The organism is Agrobacterium sp. 22-221-1, from assembly GCF_053522445.1.
In genome coordinates this window covers 1-18703 of record NZ_JBNWCL010000023.1, presented here as the reverse complement: position 1 = coordinate 18703, position 18703 = coordinate 1, and the positions used below count along the sequence as shown (strand labels likewise).

At 58.6% G+C, this 18703-nt stretch carries 16 protein-coding genes; 6 read left to right on the top strand and 10 right to left on the bottom strand.

Annotated features, from left to right (window positions below; translation table 11 throughout):
* Positions 1 to 34: 34 nt before the first annotated feature.
* From ACQZ5N_RS23720 to repA, 5 genes are all read right to left on the bottom strand, one after another.
* Positions 35 to 319 (bottom strand): hypothetical protein, encoded by a 285-nt coding sequence (locus ACQZ5N_RS23720; protein WP_448734303.1) that lies wholly within the window; start codon positions 317 to 319, stop codon positions 35 to 37.
* 68 nt (positions 320 to 387) lie between these two features.
* The gene (locus ACQZ5N_RS23715) at positions 388 to 600 is read right to left on the bottom strand and encodes a hypothetical protein (RefSeq protein WP_448734302.1); all 213 of its coding nucleotides are present in this window, start codon (positions 598 to 600) and stop codon (positions 388 to 390) included.
* 460 nt (positions 601 to 1060) lie between these two features.
* Entirely contained in the window at positions 1061 to 2338 is a 1278-nt protein-coding gene (gene repC / locus ACQZ5N_RS23710; RefSeq protein WP_448734301.1) for a plasmid replication protein RepC, read from the bottom strand.
* Between the two features lie 185 nt (positions 2339 to 2523).
* Positions 2524 to 3537 (bottom strand): plasmid partitioning protein RepB, encoded by a 1014-nt coding sequence (repB, locus tag ACQZ5N_RS23705; protein ID WP_448734300.1) that lies wholly within the window; start codon positions 3535 to 3537, stop codon positions 2524 to 2526.
* A complete protein-coding gene (gene repA, locus ACQZ5N_RS23700) occupies positions 3534 to 4748 on the bottom strand; it encodes a plasmid partitioning protein RepA (RefSeq protein WP_026363408.1) in 1215 nt (404 codons plus the stop codon). The genes repB and repA overlap by 4 nt, the downstream gene beginning before the upstream one ends.
* A 434-nt stretch (positions 4749 to 5182) precedes the next feature.
* On the opposite strand from repA, the gene ACQZ5N_RS23695 reads away from it, so the two are divergent.
* The 4 genes from ACQZ5N_RS23695 to ACQZ5N_RS23680 all read left to right on the top strand — a co-directional run bounded on the left by ACQZ5N_RS23695 (position 5183) and on the right by ACQZ5N_RS23680 (position 9997).
* Positions 5183 to 6568, top strand: a complete 1386-nt coding sequence (locus ACQZ5N_RS23695) for an FAD/NAD(P)-binding protein (protein ID WP_448734299.1) — start codon at positions 5183 to 5185, stop codon at positions 6566 to 6568.
* Between the two features lie 363 nt (positions 6569 to 6931).
* The gene (locus tag ACQZ5N_RS23690; protein WP_003519772.1) at positions 6932 to 7327 is read left to right on the top strand and encodes a RidA family protein; all 396 of its coding nucleotides are present in this window, start codon (positions 6932 to 6934) and stop codon (positions 7325 to 7327) included.
* A 31-nt stretch (positions 7328 to 7358) separates the two neighbouring features.
* Positions 7359 to 8447, top strand: a complete 1089-nt coding sequence (locus tag ACQZ5N_RS23685) for a D-TA family PLP-dependent enzyme (protein ID WP_269832960.1) — start codon at positions 7359 to 7361, stop codon at positions 8445 to 8447.
* Between the two features lie 71 nt (positions 8448 to 8518).
* Positions 8519 to 9997, top strand: coding sequence for a M81 family metallopeptidase (locus tag ACQZ5N_RS23680; RefSeq protein WP_448734298.1), 1479 nt, complete (start codon positions 8519 to 8521; stop codon positions 9995 to 9997).
* Between the two features lie 58 nt (positions 9998 to 10055).
* Here the strand turns inward: ACQZ5N_RS23680 and ACQZ5N_RS23675 are convergent, their stop codons facing one another.
* The 5 genes from ACQZ5N_RS23675 to hutI all read right to left on the bottom strand — a co-directional run bounded on the left by ACQZ5N_RS23675 (position 10056) and on the right by hutI (position 16188).
* Positions 10056 to 10625 (bottom strand): HutD/Ves family protein, encoded by a 570-nt coding sequence (locus ACQZ5N_RS23675; RefSeq protein WP_448734297.1) that lies wholly within the window; start codon positions 10623 to 10625, stop codon positions 10056 to 10058.
* A gap of 63 nt (positions 10626 to 10688) precedes the next feature.
* Positions 10689 to 12362, bottom strand: coding sequence for a urocanate hydratase (hutU, locus tag ACQZ5N_RS23670; protein WP_448734296.1), 1674 nt, complete (start codon positions 12360 to 12362; stop codon positions 10689 to 10691).
* Positions 12363 to 12373: 11 nt separating this feature from the next.
* On the bottom strand, positions 12374 to 13177 hold the full coding sequence (gene hutG, locus ACQZ5N_RS23665) for an N-formylglutamate deformylase (protein ID WP_448734295.1): 804 nt from the start codon (positions 13175 to 13177) through the stop codon (positions 12374 to 12376).
* A 210-nt stretch (positions 13178 to 13387) separates the two neighbouring features.
* Positions 13388 to 14932 (bottom strand): histidine ammonia-lyase, encoded by a 1545-nt coding sequence (hutH, locus tag ACQZ5N_RS23660; protein WP_448734294.1) that lies wholly within the window; start codon positions 14930 to 14932, stop codon positions 13388 to 13390.
* Complete coding sequence (gene hutI / locus ACQZ5N_RS23655) at positions 14929 to 16188, bottom strand: imidazolonepropionase (protein WP_448734293.1); 1260 nt, start codon at positions 16186 to 16188, stop codon at positions 14929 to 14931. Before hutI ends, hutH begins: the two co-directional genes overlap by 4 nt.
* 114 nt (positions 16189 to 16302) lie before the next feature.
* On the opposite strand from hutI, the gene ACQZ5N_RS23650 reads away from it, so the two are divergent.
* Together ACQZ5N_RS23650 and hutC are read left to right on the top strand one after the other, a co-directional pair.
* Positions 16303 to 17649: a formimidoylglutamate deiminase gene (locus tag ACQZ5N_RS23650; RefSeq protein WP_448734292.1), complete on the top strand. Its 1347-nt coding sequence runs from the start codon at positions 16303 to 16305 to the stop codon at positions 17647 to 17649.
* Between the two features lie 51 nt (positions 17650 to 17700).
* Positions 17701 to 18426 (top strand): histidine utilization repressor, encoded by a 726-nt coding sequence (hutC, locus tag ACQZ5N_RS23645; RefSeq protein WP_448734291.1) that lies wholly within the window; start codon positions 17701 to 17703, stop codon positions 18424 to 18426.
* The last annotated feature ends 277 nt before the right edge of the window (positions 18427 to 18703 follow it).

Here is an 18703-nt window from a genome sequence, read left to right as displayed (position 1 = left end):
TCCACCTCCCGACCGGTCTTCTCAACACGCCCCCTCACCGCTGCGACAAAGCCTCTTCGCTGCCCGATGCAACCGGGTTCGACCTTCGGCCGGGAAACTCCAGCGCCCGCGCACTGTCGGGATAAAAGCGCGGCCCAACCAGACGGACTTTCTTCCCAGACACGTCGGTAATGTAGTTCGGGGTCGCGGCCTCTGGCGAAAGTGGAATGCTGTCGGCACTGGAAACCGCAAGCGTGCTGACCTCGAGAGGCTGGGCAATTGCTGGCAGGCTCGTCATCGCGGCGAGTGCGGCTGAGAGAAAAAATGATATGAGAAACATGGGACGCATATCCTGGCACAATTATCTGCGCCATAAACAGCCCTCGCCCGCTTTGGTTCCGCCGCTCGTCAGCTATCCCCATCGAGGTAGGAGCTATATTGAACATAGTCCGCGCTCGATTGCCCACCGACGATCTCTGGCGGCCGACCTTCGCCACCGGGCAGATGGCCAGTGTTTTCGAGCTCCGCCCTCAGGAGCTTTTCGATAGCCCTTTCCCGGGGCAAGGCGTTATCCGCCATGTAGAGGGCGACGGCCAGTTCCATGTCATCCGGAAAATTCATCAGCTCAGCCATCCGTTCCAGCAATCAAGCGCAAACGCAGGACCTTGCAGAAAGTTCAACTTCGCCGCCTCGGCGCGAGGCTTTGTCAGTCCGCCTTCCAGTCACTTCCGATGGGCCATATCCCGGTTTTGTGGCACTTGCGCATGGACTTCTATTCAGTATCACACGCCTGTTTTGCCAGGTGCTCCGCGCATACAGATTACGCTTTTCCGCTCTTCTCGTCGCAATTTCGACGAAAAACAGCCTCGACTCAAGCGATTGAAACCAATCACGGAAAAACGCAAACGAAAGCTAAACCGAACTTAGTTTTCATTACCTTGCATTAACCATAGAAATCCACCGGCTGCACTGTTGCTACAGCAACCTCATGCGAATCTCTTTCTACTTGCGGAAGCGGCGTTAATGTAACTTCCGTCTGCTTTTTCTGCAAGCGATGACCATTTCCCGCGGCCGCGAAAACTCACGAAAGCATGTTCGCCTCCATGGTGTCCTTACGCCCTCGCAACTGCGCCAGAAGCATAGTCTGCACATCGAAGCCGCCTTCCTGCGCCTTACGGGTCAGATTACGCAGATATCCGCCGAGCGAGCTTATCTGGTCCGCTTTCTGCAAAAGGCATGCGAGAATGGCTGCCGTTCCCTGTCGGCCGAAGGTGACAAGCGCATCCTGATACGCCGACTGGCTGATGTTGAACATGGTTTTGATGACGGATGTCGCCACTTCGAGATCGCGCCATCCGGTAATCGCTCCGCCTGGGGCATAGAGTGAGATATCCGGGCAAGCCTTCAAAACCAAAACAATATCAGGAACAAAAAATTGCTTATGAAGAACAGGCTTTGCTGACTGCGGCGAAGCTTTTGCACTGACGGGTGCCACATATGCCGGCTGGGTGCTTGCCGTGCTGGCAGGTGCAACGGTTGCCGGTTCGCGCAAATCTTGCCGTTCAGATATGGATTCGGATTCTGAATTCTTTATGAGGCGCTCATTTTGGCAGTCATTGCCGCCCGTTTTTTTCGATTTTTCAATATTTTCCAGATAGTTGGTCACTTCCTCGCGCAAAGAGGCCAAAAATCCGGCGATTTCCCGAAGCTCCGCTGGCTTGGAATTGCGGCCGAGAGAGCCGGCAATGGCATTGTAGCGGGTCTGAAACCCTTCGAAGGTTTCGACTTCACCGCTCGCGGCAATCATCTCGCAGAGTTTCTGGATATCGCGGCGGCAAAGGCTGATATTTTCACGAAGCCGCTGAAGATCGAGCCGCTCGCTGACGATACGTTCGGCCAGTTCCTCGATTTCCGCTTTGCGGGCAAGAAGCGGCGCCAGCGAAAAACCGTAAGCCTCGCTGATTTCCCCTCCCCTGTGCTTGCGGGCGTATCGTTTTCCGTTCGGGCTGTCCTTGCGAATGATGAGACCGGCCTCGACAAGAGCCGAAAGATGCCGGCGCAATGTCTGCTCGGCCATGCCATGGGCCCTGAGTGACAATTGCGTATTCGACGGGAAGACAACCAATCCGGCTTCGCTGGAAAGCTCGTTTTTCGGATAAAAACTCAAAAGCGCGTTCAGGACCGCAAGCGAGCGATCAGTCACGCCGAGTAATGGCCTGGCTTCGCAGACCGAACGATAGAGTTTCCATTTATCGACCGCTTCGATTTTCTTGTTTTTCTGCGCGGCGAACTGGGTCGCGAGGACGCCAAACGACATCGCTCGCCGCCCAAAGGGCGTCGTTACACATGTGCTGTCCATGTCTTTCACCTTTCACAAGGCAAAAGAAAATCGCTCACCGAAAAATTCGATGCCAAGACTCTTGACTATGATTCGCGGAAATGAGATTCTTCGGGTGCTTAAATCAAAGAAAGGCTTCCGCGCGGCAACGTTCGGGGGCTTTTTTCTTTTGTGATGCGTCTCCTGTTAGTCGTTCGAGTTAAAAATCACTGCTTGGACCGGTATTCGGCAAACAGCGTCTGAAGATGTTCGAGAACGAACTCGGCAAATTCCGGGGCTTCGTTCTTGTCGATGGAGATATCCAGCTTGCGGTCGCTCTCGACCACCTTCGCCAGCCGGCCGCCGGTTTGCGATGACCAGACGCCGGTTTTTTTCGCCTGCGCCTTGGGCTTCAGAAAATCCAGAAGCGACTTGAAACGTTCTTCCGATGGCAGGGCGGCAACCGATGCATCCTTGACATAGGCGCGGGCTGCTTCCTTGACCTGTGAGGAGGAAAGCTGATCGGCAAGATCCATCCAGTTACGACGGCCGACAGTCGGGGCCGGGCCAATCAGATCGACCAGATCCTCGGGAATGCGGCCGACAACCGAAAGCATGTTGGAGAGATCGCCCTTGTGCAGCGACATGGCGGCCATGATCGTATCCCGAGGAAACCGTATCTGCAGTTTCTGGGCAAAACGCGCCTTTTCGATATAGGTGAGGTCGCGACGCTCGTTGTTTTCCTGTCCCTGGGCAACGACGAGCTGCTCATCGCTGAGATCACGAACGACCGCCTTGACCGGAATACCGAGGCTGGAAACGGCGCGCAGGCGACGATGGCCGAAGGCGACCTGATAACGGCCGGGGAATTCGGGATGCGGGCGCACCAGAATGGGAACCTGCTGGCCCTGTTCACGAATGGCCTCTACCAGACCTGCATCCGCTTCTTCCGAGGCTGGCATACGATCCGGTACGAAAGAGGGATCGATATCGGCAGGGCTGAGCGAAACGATCGTAAGACCTTCTGCGAGCTGCTTTTCGATCTCTTCTGCGCGCTTGGCGCGTTCCGATACTTCGTTGAGCGACTGGCCGATCATGCCGACCGGGGAATTCAGAACATCCGTCACGAGTTCCGGAGAACCGAGGATGGGCCTGATACGCGGACGCGACCGCTCGGTGGCAGTCTCGTTGCTGTCGGTGCCCGGCGTACCGAGATTGGCGAAGATCTGTTTTCTGCTCATGCTGCCCTACCCCACGCTTTTTTAATCAGTCCTTCGATTTCAGCGTTTACGTTGTTCATGGCTTCCAGCGCGCGGTCATAGGTGGACCGGGTGAACTGGGTTCTTTCCACTTCGAAAAGTGTCTGGTTGGTCAGTCCGGCATCCGAGACGGCCGTGCTCTTCAGCATCGGGTGGATGAGGACGTTTTCACCGAAAATTGAGCGCAGGAACGCGACCATCTGGTTTTGCGGCCCATCGCTCGGTTCAAAACGGGTGATCAGGTAACGCATCCAGTTATAGTCGGAACGCGCTCCCGCCCTGCCGATTTCAGCGAGAAGATCGCCGGTCATGGCAAGGAACTGGTTCATCGACATCACATCAAGCATTTGCGGATGAACGGTGACGAGAACCGATGTGGCAGCCGTCAGCGCTGAAAGCGTCAGGTAACCAAGCTGCGGCGGGCAATCGATGACCACGACGTCATAGAAGTTCTGCGCCTGGGCTATTGCCTGGCCAATGCGGGCAAAAAACAACGTATCGCCCGGCGCGCGACGCATCAGGGCGCGGGGCGTGTCGTGTTCGAATTCCATAAGCTCCAGATTGCCCGGAACGATATGGAGATTGGGAATATAGGTGCCACGAACGATCTCGGCGATCGGCCGGCGTTCATCGTCGTAACGGATCGCACCATAAAGCGTTTCATTCGGACCGACATCGATCTCCGGCTGATGACCGAAGAGAGCGGACAGACTGGCCTGCGGATCGAGATCGATGGCAAGCACCCGGTAACCGCGCAGCGCCAGATATTGCGCCAGATGCGCCGATGTCGTGGTTTTTCCAGAACCGCCCTTGAAGTTCATGACCGCGATGACCTGCAGCTCTTCGCCGTCACGACGATGCGGCAGATAACGGCGTGTGCCACGTGCGCCCTGATCGAGGAATTTTCTGATCTCGTCCATATCCTCGACGGAATAGGAACGACGACCGGAAGCCTGCGCCGCATCGAGCTCCGGACGCTCGGCGGCGATCTGGCGAAGATAGGCTTCGCCGATGCCGATCAACCGGGCGGTTTCCGCCGGCGAAAAATGGCGCATGCTCTTTTCGGTGTGCGGGGAAAATGTATTTGCATTATGAGCCTGCAACTGGGCTGACAACGCAGCCGAATGCTGTTGTATAAGACTCGTCAGGTCGGGTGCTCCTGCGGCACGTCTTAAATCGGCACTCTGTGTCATCGGTCTTCTTTCGCTCGAAATTGCAGTAGCGGTTTTTTTCGAAAAAGGCGGTTTTTTCCGCAACTGAGATATAAGCGCCGATTCTCTTTTTGGCGCAATAGGCTTTTTTCTCAGGTTGGAAAGTGCCGCTAAAGCATTGTGGAAGAATCACATTTGCTTTTTGTGACGGTTTGGCGGTTAGCCGCGGCTAACTTCTCGTTGTTGATCATAATGAAGGGCGTTGTCGCGTCTTTTGGTGCCCGAATATCCGCCCCCGTGCGGAAGTTTGCCGCGGCTAACTTTGGGGTTTGATCTTCTGTGCCCCCGATAATCCCGACGCCAGAAAGTGAAGGGTAGACATTCGCATCTGTTTAATCTCTACTCGTTGACTAGAGTATCGCTGGGTTCGACACCCGTCGTCTGGCTGTTCAAGCTGTCGCAGGTTGGAGGAATGAATGTCCTATGATGTCGCTCTCGTCGGGTCGGGTTTTTCGGCCATCTGTACCGCCGCCCATCTTTTATCGTCCCTGCCTGCGGAAGCCTCTATCGCTATCGTCGGCGATGAGTCGGATTTCGGGCGGGGCACCGCCTATCGCACGGAACTGCCCTATCATCGTCTGAATGTGCCAGCCGGGCGAATGAGTGTCTTCCCTGACAGGCCTGATGACTTTGTCGACTGGTTGGCGGAAAACGGGATCGCGGACAATCCCCTGCTGTTCGCCTCGCGCGGTGACTACGGTCTTTATCTTCGCGACAGACTGGCTGGCTTGCTCAGAAGCAGGGAGCAGCGGGCCCGGGTGGACTTCGTTCGGGCCAAGGCTTCGGCCTGTCGGCCGGATGGCACGGATGGATTTTCTTTTACGCTGGAAAATGGTGAGCAGCTGCGCGCGCAGAATGTCGTTCTGTGTCTGGGCGTCGGTGCGGCGAGTTTGCCGGTGCAAACTGTCGCAAAGGAAGAAGAGGGCCCGCAACGTGTCATCGGCCACTGCTGGCAGCCAGGATGGTTGTCCAAAATCAAGGCCGGTGATCGTATCTGTATTCTGGGGTCGGGCCTGACGATGATCGATCAGGTTTTGACTTTGCGAGGAAAGGGACATCGGGGCCCAATCCATGTCCTGTCCCGTCGTGGCCTGGTGCCGCATCCGCATGTCAGCCCACCGTCACCGCCCGCGGGGCCGAATTTACCTGAAGGCTCAACGGAGATTAGCCGGTTGCTGCACTCTCTGCGCAAGCAGGTGCGCGATGGTGCGCCGTGGCGCACCGTCATGGACGGTTTGCGGCCGCAAACTCAATCGCTTTGGCAACGTCTTACACCTGCGCAACGCAGCCGGTTTCTTCGGCATGCCTTGCCTTGGTGGAACATCCATCGGCACCGTATCGCGCCTGAAGTGTCTGGCGCTTTCGGGAAATTGCTTTCAGATGGTATTCTTGAAATCCATGCGGGTTACCTTCGCTCCATAGAAGAAGGAGAGGAGGGGATCGCCGTGCGTTACCGCCGCAGACATACGCAGATATTGAAGGAACTGCAGGTCGATTGGGTCGTCAATTGTACGGGGATGGAGCGGGCCGGCATCGGCCATTCGCGGCTTCTTGAAACGATGCGCGCTGACTGCGTTATTTTGCTCGATCCCTTCGGGCTCGGGGTGGAAGTCGACGGCCAGTCTCGTTTGCTGCGGACGGACGGACGAAGCTGGCCCGGTCTTTTCGCCGCCGGTGCGCTGACGGCGGGCCGCTTCTGGGAAATTACCGCTGTTCCGGATATTCGCGTGCAGGCGCAGAAAATCGCGCAAGAGATAACGGATAGGGTGACAGCGAGCGATCGGCTTTCCGCACGCGGGTGAGCTGGTTGAAGGACTGCCCGAAGCGAGACGTGTCCAGTACCTCTCCTAAGAGGTTAGCCGCGGCAAACTCGTTTTCTGAATAATGTGCTGGAAATTCCATGGATGTCGAATTTGGCGAGTGGAATGTAGCGCGAATGCCCACGGGGACCGCATTATAAGCATGCAGTTCCCCCATGAATCACGCCATATATCGACCATGAGCCATACATTTCCCTATAATGTATCGGCGGTAAGCACGGCAGCGGATTTCGCACGTAATGTGCGCGATTGCTAAATAATTTACATTGCTTGTGGAAATGTGTCATGAAATCGGCTACAAATCGCAAAAATTTCTGAAATTATGAAAATAATTTGCGAGGACTTATGCAAGAGCCGAAACTGATACGATATGAGGCGGCGGACAATCAGGCTGGCGGACAGCGGCGACCATTTGCCAAGGCCGTCCGGGCCGGCGATTTCGTTTATGTGTCCGGGCAGGTGCCGACCGTCGATGGCGAGGTGGTGACCGGCGGAATCGTGGCTCAGACCGAGCAGGTGGTTGCGAATATCAAGGATGTTCTGGCGCTTGCCGATTGTACGCTTGCGGATGTGGTCAAGGTCAATGTCTGGCTGGACGATGCCCGGGATTTTTCGAGCTTCAACGCCGTCTTCCAGAAATATTTCATCGATCATCCGCCGGCACGCTCCACCGTGCAATCTCCGTTGATGGTCGATGCCAAGGTGGAAATGGACGTTATCGCCTATAAGCCGCTGGCCTGAAGCCCAATTTGCCGATGTTTGAGAGTAGACGATGACCTATCCCTGGCCTGATGCGGGCACACCCCTCAATGCGATTTCGACGCCGATGCCTGTCATCGACGAGGACAGGCTCGCTGCCAATATCCTCAGGGCGCAATCCTATCTGGATGACCACGGCAAGGCCTTTCGGCCGCATATCAAGACGCACAAGATACCCGCCGTCGCAAAGCAGCAGCTTCAGGCCGGCGCCATCGGCATTAATTGCCAGAAAGTCAGTGAGGCGGAGGTTTTTGCGGATGCCGGTTTCGATGACATTCTGATCACCTATAATATTCTCGGTGCAGCAAAGCTGTCGCGGTTGAAGGCGCTGAATGCGCGGATCGGTCGGTTGAGCGTGGTTGCCGATAGCGCGGTCACGATTGCGGGCCTTGCCGATACATTCGATGCGGCAAGGCCGCTTGCCGTACTGGTCGAATGCGACACGGGCGGCAAGCGCTGCGGTGTGCAGACGCCGGAAGCGGCACTGGCGCTTGCGGAAAAGATCGCCTCGGCACCGGGCCTCACATTCAAGGGCATTTTGACCTATCCGGCACCGGGCGGAGCCGTGACAGTGGAGAACTTCCTTCGCGAGACCATGGCATTGCTGGCGGCAAAGGGCATGGATTGCCCGGTGCGGTCCAGCGGCGGTTCTCCGGATTTTTACGCCGCCCATCTCGTTCCTTCCGCCACCGAACATCGGGCCGGCACCTATGTCTATAATGATCGCGCCATGCTGCGCGCCGGACATTGCACGGCGGGCGATCTCGCCATGCATGTTCTTGCCACCGTCGTATCGCGACCGACAGCCGATCGGGCTGTGCTGGATTGCGGCTCCAAGGCCCTGACCTCCGATCTTCTGGGTTTCAGCGATTACGGGCTGCTCGAAGGCTACGAAGGTGCGAAAATCATCTCGCTTTCGGAAGAACATGCGGTTGTCGATCTATCCGGCTGTGCCTCGGGCCGGCCTGAAATCGGCGATGTGGTCAAGGTCGTTCCAAACCACACCTGCGTCGTCAGCAATCTTTTCGACAGGATGGTTTTTCATCGAAACGGTGTCGTGACGCGGGTTGAGCAGGTCGCGGCCCGCGGCACGGTCTGGTAAAATTACCCGGCTAATTAAATTCTGAAATAAAGCTGCCGAAGGGCAGATTGCGGTAACGAGAATCTAGAGACATGCGCATCTTCACGGCGTCACTCGCCACCGAAACCAACACGTTTTCACCCGTCCCGACGGATATGGACGCCTTTCGCGCGGCTTTTTATGCCGGGCCGGGGGAGCATCCCGAAACGCCGACGCTTTGCTCGTCGCCAGTGCCGATCTTGCGCCGCCGCGGCAAGGCGGAAGGGTTTACGGTAATAGAGGGAACTTCCTGTTGGGCGGAACCGGCGGGCCTCATCCAGCGCCAGACCTATGAAACGCTGCGGGACACCATTCTTGCCGAACTCAGTGCCGCCCTGCCGGTCGATGCCGTGGTGCTCGGTCTGCACGGCGCCATGGTGGCGCAGGGTTATGACGATCCGGAAGGGGATTTCCTGTCGCGCGTCCGCGCATTGGTCGGACCGGATGTGCTGGTCGCGGCGGAATTCGATCCGCACAGCCATCTGACGGCGCTTCGGGTCAAAAATCTCGATATCATGGCAACGTTTCTGGAGTTTCCGCATACGGATTTCGAAGAGCGTGGTGAGCATGTGGTGGAAATGGCGCTGCGCACGCTTCGGGGGGAGATCAAGCCGGTCATCTCCACTTTCGATTGCCGCATGATCACCATTTATCCCACCAGCCGTGAGCCGATGCGCTCTTACGTCGACCGGCTGAAGGCGATGGAAGGCAAGGATGGCATCCTGTCGATTTCCGTCATTCACGGTTTCATGGCGGGCGATGTGCCGGATATGGGAACGCGCATCGTTGTCGTGACCGATAATGACAGGGCAAAGGGCGATGCGCTGGCCGAAAAGCTCGGCCATGAGCTTTATGCCATGCGCAAGCTGACCGCCATGCCGATGCTCGATACGGAATCTGGTCTCGACCAGGTTCTTGCCATTCGCCGCAACAATCTGGACAGGCCGGTCGTCGTCTCGGATATCTGGGATAATCCGGGCGGCGGTGTCGCCGGTGACGCCACCCATATTCTGCGGCGCATGGTGGAGCGCGGCATGGACAATATCGCCGTCGCGACGATCTGGGACCCGATTGCGGTGTCTTTCTGTCACGCGGCGGGCGAGGGGGCCGAAATCGATCTGCGCATCGGCGGCAAATCCAGCCCGGAAGGCGGCGAGCCGCTCGATTTCCGCATAAAGGTGATGCGCACGGCCGAGGCCGGCTGGCAGAGTTTCCGCAACAGCCGCGTAACGCTCGGCCGCGCCGCTGTCGTTCGGCCGCTCGGTACGCAGATCGATATCATCCTCATCACCAGCCGCACGCAAACTTATGAGCCGGATATCTTTTCCAATCTCGGCGTCGATTTTGCGAAAAAAGATGTGCTGCTGGTCAAGTCAACCAATCATTTCCATGCGGGGTTTGCGCCGGTCGCCTCCGAGATCGTTTATATCGCGGCCCCGACGTCTTATCCGACCGATCCGGCGAAAACGCCCTATCGCAAGGCGAGCCTTGAGCTTTGGCCACGGGTGGCCGATCCGCTGGGCCTGGACTGAGGCGGCAGCGGTTTGAGCATTGTCTGGACGGAACTTGTGAAGCCTTTTCCGGAAGGATTCAGAGACGCTCGAGGGTGATCAGGAAAAACGTGCTTTCGCTTCGATCTCCTTCGACGGTGAACGGTAAACCGCCTTCGATCAGCAGACCGTCCAGCTTCCCCAATCGCTCCTTGCCTTCACCGGTTAAAACCGCCAGCGGGTCGAGTGCCAGCACAAGCGTCGTGTTTCCGGCGGCTTTTCCCGAAAATGGGCCGGAGTGCCTTTTAACGACATGACGAAAGCGCGAGCGGCGGGTCATGACGTTCAGATCGGTGATCGCGCCATCGGGCAGGGTCGCATTCACGGGAACATCGGCCGGAAAGGGCAGGGGTGGGCTTTCCATTGTCAGCAACAGCGGATCGCCCGCCGCAATTGCCAGCACCATGCCGTTTCCCTCAAGAATGGAGAGGGTGCGGTCTATGCCGGGGAAGATCGAAAACGGCCCGTCGCTCGCCACCGTCGCCATGCTGATGCGCCAGTCGAAATTCTCGACGGAAGACGCGGGTGGAAAGATGGCGATTTCCACTGTCTCGCCGCCGCCGTTTTTCCAGGGCATTCGCTTGTAATCGCTTGCGCGCAGCAGGGTCATGGTTTTCCACTTTTGAGAGGGATCGGCCGGAAAGAGGTGTTTCTCTCTCCGGCCGAAAGAGGATCAATTGCCGAGAATGCCGGGCAGGCGCAGGCCCTGTTCCTTTGCGCATTCCACGGCGATGTCGTAACCGGCATCGGCATGGCGCATGACGCCGGTTGCCGGGTCATTCCACAGAACGCGCTCCAGCCGGCGAGCGGCATCGTCGGTACCATCGGCGCAGATGACCATGCCGGAATGTTGCGAGAAGCCCATGCCGACGCCGCCGCCGTGATGCAACGACACCCAGGTCGCGCCGGATGCGGTGTTGAGCAGCGCATTGAGAAGCGGCCAGTCGGAAACGGCGTCCGAGCCATCCTTCATGGCCTCCGTCTCGCGGTTGGGCGAGGCGACGGAGCCGGAATCCAGATGGTCGCGTCCGATGACGATCGGCGCCTTCAGCTCACCGTTCCTGACCATTTCGTTGAAGGCAAGGCCGAGACGGTGGCGGTCGCCAAGGCCGACCCAGCAAATGCGCGCCGGCAGGCCCTGGAACGCGATGCGCTCGCGCGCCATGTCCAGCCAGTTATGCAGGTGCTTGTTGTCTGGCAGCAGTTCCTTCACCTTGGCGTCGGTCTTGTAGATATCTTCCGGATCGCCGGAAAGGGCCGCCCAGCGGAACGGGCCGATACCGCGGCAAAATAGCGGGCGGATATAGGCCGGTACGAAGCCCGGAAAGGCGAAGGCGTTTTCCAGGCCCTCATCCTTGGCGACCTGGCGGATATTGTTGCCGTAATCGAGTGTCGGAACGCCGGCGTTCCAGAAATCGACCATGGCCTGCACATGCACCTTCATGGAGGCGCGAGCGGCAGCCGCAACGGCCTTCGGGTCGCTTTCCTGCTTGGCGCGCCATTCGGTAACGGTCCATCCGGCCGGAAGGTAACCATGGACGGGATCGTGCGCCGAGGTCTGGTCGGTAACGATATCGGGACGAACGCCGCGACGGACGAGTTCCGGGAAGATTTCCGCCGCATTGCCGATCAGTCCGACGGATTTCGCCTCGCCCGCCTTGGTCCATTGGTCGATCAGGGCCAGCGCCTCATCGAGCGTATGCGCCTTCGCATCGACATAACGGGTGCGCAGGCGGAAATCGACGCGGGTTTCATCGCATTCGACGGCAAGGCAGCAGGCGCCGGCCATGACGGCGGCGAGCGGCTGTGCGCCACCCATGCCGCCGAGACCGCCGGTCAGGATCCACTTGCCCTTCAGGTTGCCTTCATAGTGCTGGCGGCCGGCCTCGACAAAGGTTTCATAGGTGCCCTGTACGATACCCTGCGTGCCGATATAGATCCACGAACCGGCCGTCATCTGGCCGTACATGGCAAGGCCCTTCTTATCCAGCTCGTTGAAATGATCCCAGTTCGCCCAGTGCGGCACGAGGTTGGAATTGGCGATCAGCACGCGCGGCGCGTCCTTGTGGGTGCGGAACACGCCGACCGGCTTGCCAGACTGCACGACGAGGGTTTCATCCTCGTTCAGATCCTTCAGCGTCGCGACGATACGGTCGAAATCGTCCCAGGTGCGGGCGGCGCGGCCGATACCGCCATAAACCACCAGCTCATGCGGGCGCTCGGCCACGTCAGGGTCGAGATTGTTCATCAGCATGCGCAGCGGCGCTTCCGTCATCCAGCTTTTGGCATTGAGGTCAGTGCCCTGCGGCGAGCGGACATCGCGAATATTGTGGCGTGGATTGTTCATGTGTCTTCCCCTTATCGTTTCGTGTCGAGCGCAAATTTTTCCATGCGCGTGAGAATGGTTTTGAGATGGGAGCGAAGCCGTTCGGCCTTGCCCGTGTCGTAGGCAAAAGGCGGCGTCTCGCTTTGAAGATGGGTGGATTGCGCCAGCTCCATCTGAATGGCATGCACGCCGCTCTGCGGTTTTCCGTAATGGCGCGTCGTCCAGCCGCCCTTGAAACGACCGTTCAGAATGCTGTCGTAGCCCTCTGCTGCTGCGGTCACCTCGACGGCGATTTTTTCGATGGCCGGATCGCAGGTCTTGCCCATATCCGTGCCGATGTTGAAATCCGGCAGCTTGCCTTCGAACAGGAAGGGAATATGCGAACGGATAGAATGGCAATCATAGAGAATGGCGATGCCGTGGATGGATTTGACCCGCTCGATTTCCGCCGCAAGGGCCGCGTGATAGGGCGCGTGGAAGTTCTCCAGACGATAGGCGATATCGTCCGCCGCGGGTTCCTGTCCTTCATTCCAGATCGGCTCGCCGTCGAAATCGGTCTCCGGAACAAGCCCGGTTGTGTTCTGGCCCGGATAAAGACTGACCCCGGCCGGGTCGCGGTTGGCGTCGATCACATAACGGTGGAAGGTCGCCCTTACGGTTGTCGCATTCTCGAGAAGGCCGGCATAGAGCTCATGGATATGCCAGTCCGTATCGGCGAGAATCTTGCCGTTATCGTTCAGGCGTTGCCAGATATCCGCCGGGACAGCCGTGCCGGTGTGGGGCAGGCCGAGAATGATGGGCGAGGTGCCCTGGTGAAGCGTGAAGGGTCTGTTCATCGATCGGCCTCTTCTGCCGTGGGGTTACCCCCCTCTGCCCTGCCGGGCATCTCCCCCTCAAGGGGGGAGATCAGATGCCGCACCCGCTCGTTCTCAGATATTGTGGCGCAAGGTATTCGCCGCTTGCCGATCTCCCCCCTTGAGGGGGAGATGCCCGGCAGGGCAGAGGGGGGTAACCCCACGGCAGTGGAGGATAAAGTACTCATCATTTCACGCCTCCAGCTTTGGCAGAATGCCGTCCGAAATTGCCGCGACCAGCGCGCCGGAGGCAATCAATTCCGACGCAGCCTTCAGGTCCGGCGCCATATAGCGGTCTTCCTCCAGCGAAGGGACCGCCGCGCGCAATGCCGCGATTACCTTTTGCAGTTCGGGGCTCGTTTTCAGCGGCCCGCGCAGCTCCACGCCCTGCACCGCCGAAAGCGCCTCGATGCCGAGAATGGCGAAAAGATTGTCCGTCATCGGCAGCAGGCGGCGCGCGCCATGGCAGGCCATGGAGACATGGTCTTCCTGATTGGCGGAGGTCGGTGTGGAATCCACCGAGGCCGGATGCGCCATCTGCTTGTTCTCGCTCATCAGCGCGGCGGAGGTGACTTCGGCGATCATCAGGCCGGAATTCAGCCCGGGCTTCTTGGAAAGAAAGGCCGGCAGGCCATAGGAGAGGGCTGGATCGACCAGCAGCGCCACGCGGCGCTGGGCGATCGCGCCGATCTCGCAAATGGCGAGCGCCGTCTGGTCGGCGGCAAAGGCCACCGGTTCGGCGTGGAAATTGCCGCCGGAGACGACGGAATTGTCTGAAAGCACCAGCGGATTGTCGGTCACGGCATTGGCTTCGATTTCCAGCGTGCGGGCCACCTGCCGTAGAAGATCGAGGCAGGCGCCATCCACCTGCGGCTGGCAGCGAATGCAATAGGGATCCTGCACCCGCTCATCGCCCTCGATATGGCTGACGCGGATTTCTGAACCTTCCAGCAACCGACGAAGGGCGGCTCCGGCGTCGATCTGGCCCTTATGACCCCGCAGGCTGTGAATATCGGGATGGAAAGGTGCGGAAGACCCCATGGCCGCATCGGTGGAAAGCGCACCGGTAATCAGTGCCGCCTGCGCTGCGCGATGGGCCCGGAAAAGACCGGCGAGCGCGAGCGCCGTCGAGGTCTGCGTGCCGTTGATCAGCGCAAGCCCCTCCTTGGCGGCAAGCACCACCGGGGTCAGTCCGGCTTTCGCAAGCGCTTCGCCGGCTGGCAGAAGCGCGCCCGCATAAAAGGCCTCGCCTTCGCCCATCATCACCGCCGCCATATGGGCAAGCGGCGCGAGATCGCCGGAAGCCCCAACCGAACCCTTTTCGGGAATGACGGGGATGACGCCCTTCTCCAGCATGGCTTCGATCAGCCGCACAAGCTGCAGCCGCACGCCGGATGCGCCGCGACCGAGCGAAACCAGCTTCAGCGCCATGATCAGCCGCACGACGTTTTCAGGAAGCGGTGCGCCGACCCCGCAGCAATGCGACAGGATGAGATTGCGTTGCAGCGTCGCCACATCGGCCGCGTCGATCTTGATGGAAGCGAGTTTGCCGAAACCGGTATTGATGCCATAGACCGGCGCATTGCCGGCAGCGATCTCGGCGATGCGGGCCGCCGCCTTTTCAATGCCTTTATCGAAGCTGCGGTCGAGTTTGGCGCTGCCGTTCTCCCAGTATATCGCGGCGAGATCGGCCAAGGTCACATTGCCGGGGTGAAGCGTGATGGTCTTCATGGTCATGGGCAAACCTTCTGTCCCTTGAAAATGCGGGCGTGGAGCGGATTGAAACCGATGCGGTAGACAAGTTCTGCCGGACGCTCGATGTCCCAGATGGCGAAATCAGCGGATTTTCCAGCCTCCAGCGTGCCGGTTTCGGCAAGCAGCCCGAGCGCCTTTGCCGCGTTGCGTGTCGTCGCCGTCAGGCACTCTTCCACGGTCATGCGGAAAAGCGTTGCGCCCATATTCATGGTCAGCAGCAGGGAGGTGAGCGGCGAAGTGCCGGGGTTGCAGTCTGTTGCCAGCGCAATGTCGGCTCCGGCATCGCGCAGGGCCTGCACCGGCGGCAGTTGTTTTTCCCTGAGCGCGTAGAAAGCGCCGGGAAGAAGCACGGCCACGGTTCCTGCTTTAGCCAGCGCCGTCGCACCGGCCTCATCAAGATATTCGAGGTGATCGGCCGAAAGGGCGTTATAGGATGCCGCAAGCTCGGAACCGCCAAGGTTGGAAAGCTGCTCGGCATGCAGTTTGACCGGAAGGCCATACTGTTTTGCAGCCTTGAAAACCCGGTCGATCTCCTCGACGGAAAAGGCGATGCCTTCGCAAAAACCGTCAACCGCATCCGCCAGTCCGTCCGCATGGGCTTTTTCCAGCCCCGGCAGAACGACATCGCCAATATAATCGGGGTTGCGCCCCTTATAGTCTGCAGGTGTCGCATGTGCGGCGAGATAGCTGGTGACGATGCGCACTGGCCGCAATGTCTCGAGCCTGCGGGCGACGCGCAGCATCTTCAGTTCGGTTTCAATATCGAGACCGTAACCGGATTTGATTTCGACCGTGGAAACGCCTTCGGAAAGAAGCGTGTCGAGACGCGGCAGAGCCTGCGCCACCAGAGCATCTTCCGAAAGCGCGCGCGTGTCGCGCACCGAAGAAACAATGCCGCCGCCCGCTTTGGCGATCTCTTCATAGGTCGCCCCATTCAGCCGCATCTCGAATTCCATGGCGCGGTTGCCGCCGAAGACAAGATGGGTGTGGCAGTCGATCAGGGCAGGGGTGATCCAGCGGCCGCCGCAATCGTTGGTCTCATCGGCTGTCGCCAGATCGGCGGGCAGATCGCTTTCAGGGCCGGCAAAGGCGATACGGCCGTTACGCACGGCAATGACGGCGTTTTCGATGGTACCGATGTCTTCCATGGCGGGATTGAAGGTTGCCAGCCGGGCGTTGCGCCACAAAGCCGTGGCGTTCCCCGTCGCCGTTCCGTTTGCAGATTTGTTCCCTGGCATTTGCTTTTCGCCTTTCCTTTGTGAGTTAAATGTATATACATAATAATCGGCTTGGCAAGCTGCAATTTCGTGTTTGAAATGGCCTTGCCGGACAGAACCAAAGGAGAGGGTGGCATGACGGCAATTCACGCGGGCGCAGCGCTTCTGGCGGATGGATGGGTGAAGGATGTTCGCATCGTCTGCGATGGCGGCGTCATCTTATCCGTAGAAACCGGCGTTTCCCCGCAGCCGCAGGATGAGCGACATGCCGTCATTGTCCCGGCCATGCCCAATCTTCACAGCCACGCCTTTCAGCGTGCCATGGCCGGGCTTGCCGAAATCCGTGGTCCCGGTGATGACAGTTTCTGGAGCTGGCGCACCGTCATGTATAAATTCGCGCTCTCCATGACACCTGACCATGTCGAGGCGGTTGCCGCCCAGCTTTATATGGAAATGCTCGAGGCCGGTTTCGGGCGGGTTGGAGAATTTCACTATCTGCATAATGACAGGGATGGCTCGCATTACGACAATATCGCCGAAATGGCCGAACGTATCGGTGCAGCCGCCTCGCAGACGGGCATTGGCCTCACATTGCTGCCGGTCTTTTACGCCCATTCCGGTTTCGGCGGCCAGGCGCCAATCGACGGGCAGAAGCGCTTCATCCATTCGCTCGACAGCTACGGAAAGCTGATGCAGGGCGCGCAGGTCGTGGTGGACAGGCTGCCGGGCGCCGCCCTCGGCATAGCGCCGCACAGTCTGCGTGCGGTGACCGGCGACGAGCTGGCAGCCATCGAGCCGCTGGCAAAAGGTGGGCCGATCCATATTCATGTGGCGGAACAGACGAAAGAAGTGGAAGATTCGCTCGCCTTTTCCGGCGCGAGACCGGTGGAATGGCTGCTTGAAAACGCGCCGGTCGATGGCCGCTGGTGCCTTATCCATGCGACACACATGACGGAAACCGAAACGCGAGGCATGGCAAAAAGCGGTGCTGTTGCCGGTCTCTGCCCGATCACCGAAGCCAATCTCGGCGACGGCATCTTCCCGGCTCCGGCGTTTCTCGCTGAAAACGGCCATTATGGTGTCGGATCCGATTCCAACATTCTGATTTCCGTGCCGGAAGAATTGCGAACGCTCGAATATTCGCAACGCCTCTCGCATCGGGCACGCAATGTCATCGCCGATGCCGGTCATTCCACGGGAGAAAAACTCTTCCGGCAGGCGCTTGAGGGCGGCGGCAGGGCTCTGGCGTCGCGAAACGGTCTGGAAAGTGGAAAAAGCGCCGATTTCGTCGCTCTTGATGTTTCGGCCGTTTCTTATCTTCCGATATCCCAGATTCTCGATCAATGGATATTCGCGGGTGGCGTTTCTGTCGATTCCGTTTGGGTGCGCGGCAAGAAGCGCGTGCAGGCCGGCCGACATATCCATCGCCGCGAAATATCCGATCGTTTCAACAAGGTCATGGCTGAACTTCTCGATAGCTGATATGGGCTCGGCGGAAACAGGAAAAAGCCAGCGGGGAAAGGCATTGCGGACGTGACGAAAGCAGCAGCCGGGCAGACCCTGCACCAGCGTATCCTCAGTGAGATCGAGGGCCGTATCGTTTCGGGAGAATGGCCGCCGGGTCACAGGTTGCCTTTCGAGGTCGACCTCGCCGATCAATATCACTGTTCACGCATGACCGTGAACAAGGTCATGGGCCAGCTCGCCAAGGCTGGTTTGATCGAACGCCGCAAGAAATCCGGCAGTTTCGTTCGCCAGCCGCAGATCCAGTCCGCCGTTCTTCAAATTCACGATATCGGGGCCGAGGTCGAATCCCTTGGCCTCGAATATGGCTTCAAAATCCTGGAGCGCGAAAGGCGCAGCGCAAAAAGCGCGGATCGTGAGCGGCTAGACGTTTCCGTCGGCACGTCGTTGCTTGACATTCTCTGCATCCATTTCGCCGGCGCGCGCGAATTCTGTGTCGAACAGCGCCTCATCAATCTGACGGCCGTGCCGGAAGCGGCTGAAACCGACTTTACCGAAATTGCGCCCGGCCCCTGGCTGCTCGGCCATGTTCCCTGGAGCACTGCCGAACACCGGATCAGCGCCGAAACACCGTCGAAGGAGATCGCGCGCCTGCTCGGCATTTCCGACAGGCAAGCGTGTCTTGTCGTGGAGCGCCGCACCTGGAGCAATTCGGGCGCAGTCACCTATGTGCGCTTCACCTATCCCGGCAATGCGCATGCGCTGGTCGCCCGCTTCAGCCCGTCTTCCGACTGATATCTACAAGGCCTTCGCCCCTGTTATTGCGATATGGAGCCCCTATATAGGGGAAGGCCCATCAAGCTTGACGGACACCGATGGGAAAACCGTTAAAACTCGTTAATTTATACGATAATTTTCAAATTCCCTTTTACAATCAGCTAGATATCACATTTCTTGTTTTTTTTGATATTGCTGTGTTGACTTGTTTGGTTGGGTGGATTTATAAGTCCGCTCACTGAACGAGGGCGGCGGCGCTGCTGGCGACGGCGACTTTCGTTCTTAAGAAATCAAG

Excerpts from the sequence above, each read along its gene's own strand:
- ACQZ5N_RS23720 (WP_448734303.1), bottom strand. The coding sequence starts at position 319 with ATGTTTCTCATATCATTTTTTCTCTCAGCCGCACTCGCCGCGATGACG.
- ACQZ5N_RS23715 (WP_448734302.1), bottom strand. The coding sequence starts at position 600 with ATGAATTTTCCGGATGACATGGAACTGGCCGTCGCCCTCTACATGGCG.
- repC (WP_448734301.1), bottom strand. The coding sequence starts at position 2,338 with ATGGACAGCACATGTGTAACGACGCCCTTTGGGCGGCGAGCGATGTCG.
- repB (WP_448734300.1), bottom strand. The coding sequence starts at position 3,537 with ATGAGCAGAAAACAGATCTTCGCCAATCTCGGTACGCCGGGCACCGAC.
- repA (WP_026363408.1), bottom strand. The coding sequence starts at position 4,748 with ATGACACAGAGTGCCGATTTAAGACGTGCCGCAGGAGCACCCGACCTG.
- ACQZ5N_RS23695 (WP_448734299.1), top strand. The coding sequence starts at position 5,183 with ATGTCCTATGATGTCGCTCTCGTCGGGTCGGGTTTTTCGGCCATCTGT.
- ACQZ5N_RS23690 (WP_003519772.1), top strand. The coding sequence starts at position 6,932 with ATGCAAGAGCCGAAACTGATACGATATGAGGCGGCGGACAATCAGGCT.
- ACQZ5N_RS23685 (WP_269832960.1), top strand. The coding sequence starts at position 7,359 with ATGACCTATCCCTGGCCTGATGCGGGCACACCCCTCAATGCGATTTCG.
- ACQZ5N_RS23680 (WP_448734298.1), top strand. The coding sequence starts at position 8,519 with ATGCGCATCTTCACGGCGTCACTCGCCACCGAAACCAACACGTTTTCA.
- ACQZ5N_RS23675 (WP_448734297.1), bottom strand. The coding sequence starts at position 10,625 with ATGACCCTGCTGCGCGCAAGCGATTACAAGCGAATGCCCTGGAAAAAC.
- hutU (WP_448734296.1), bottom strand. The coding sequence starts at position 12,362 with ATGAACAATCCACGCCACAATATTCGCGATGTCCGCTCGCCGCAGGGC.
- hutG (WP_448734295.1), bottom strand. The coding sequence starts at position 13,177 with ATGAACAGACCCTTCACGCTTCACCAGGGCACCTCGCCCATCATTCTC.
- hutH (WP_448734294.1), bottom strand. The coding sequence starts at position 14,932 with ATGACCATGAAGACCATCACGCTTCACCCCGGCAATGTGACCTTGGCC.
- hutI (WP_448734293.1), bottom strand. The coding sequence starts at position 16,188 with ATGCCAGGGAACAAATCTGCAAACGGAACGGCGACGGGGAACGCCACG.
- ACQZ5N_RS23650 (WP_448734292.1), top strand. The coding sequence starts at position 16,303 with ATGACGGCAATTCACGCGGGCGCAGCGCTTCTGGCGGATGGATGGGTG.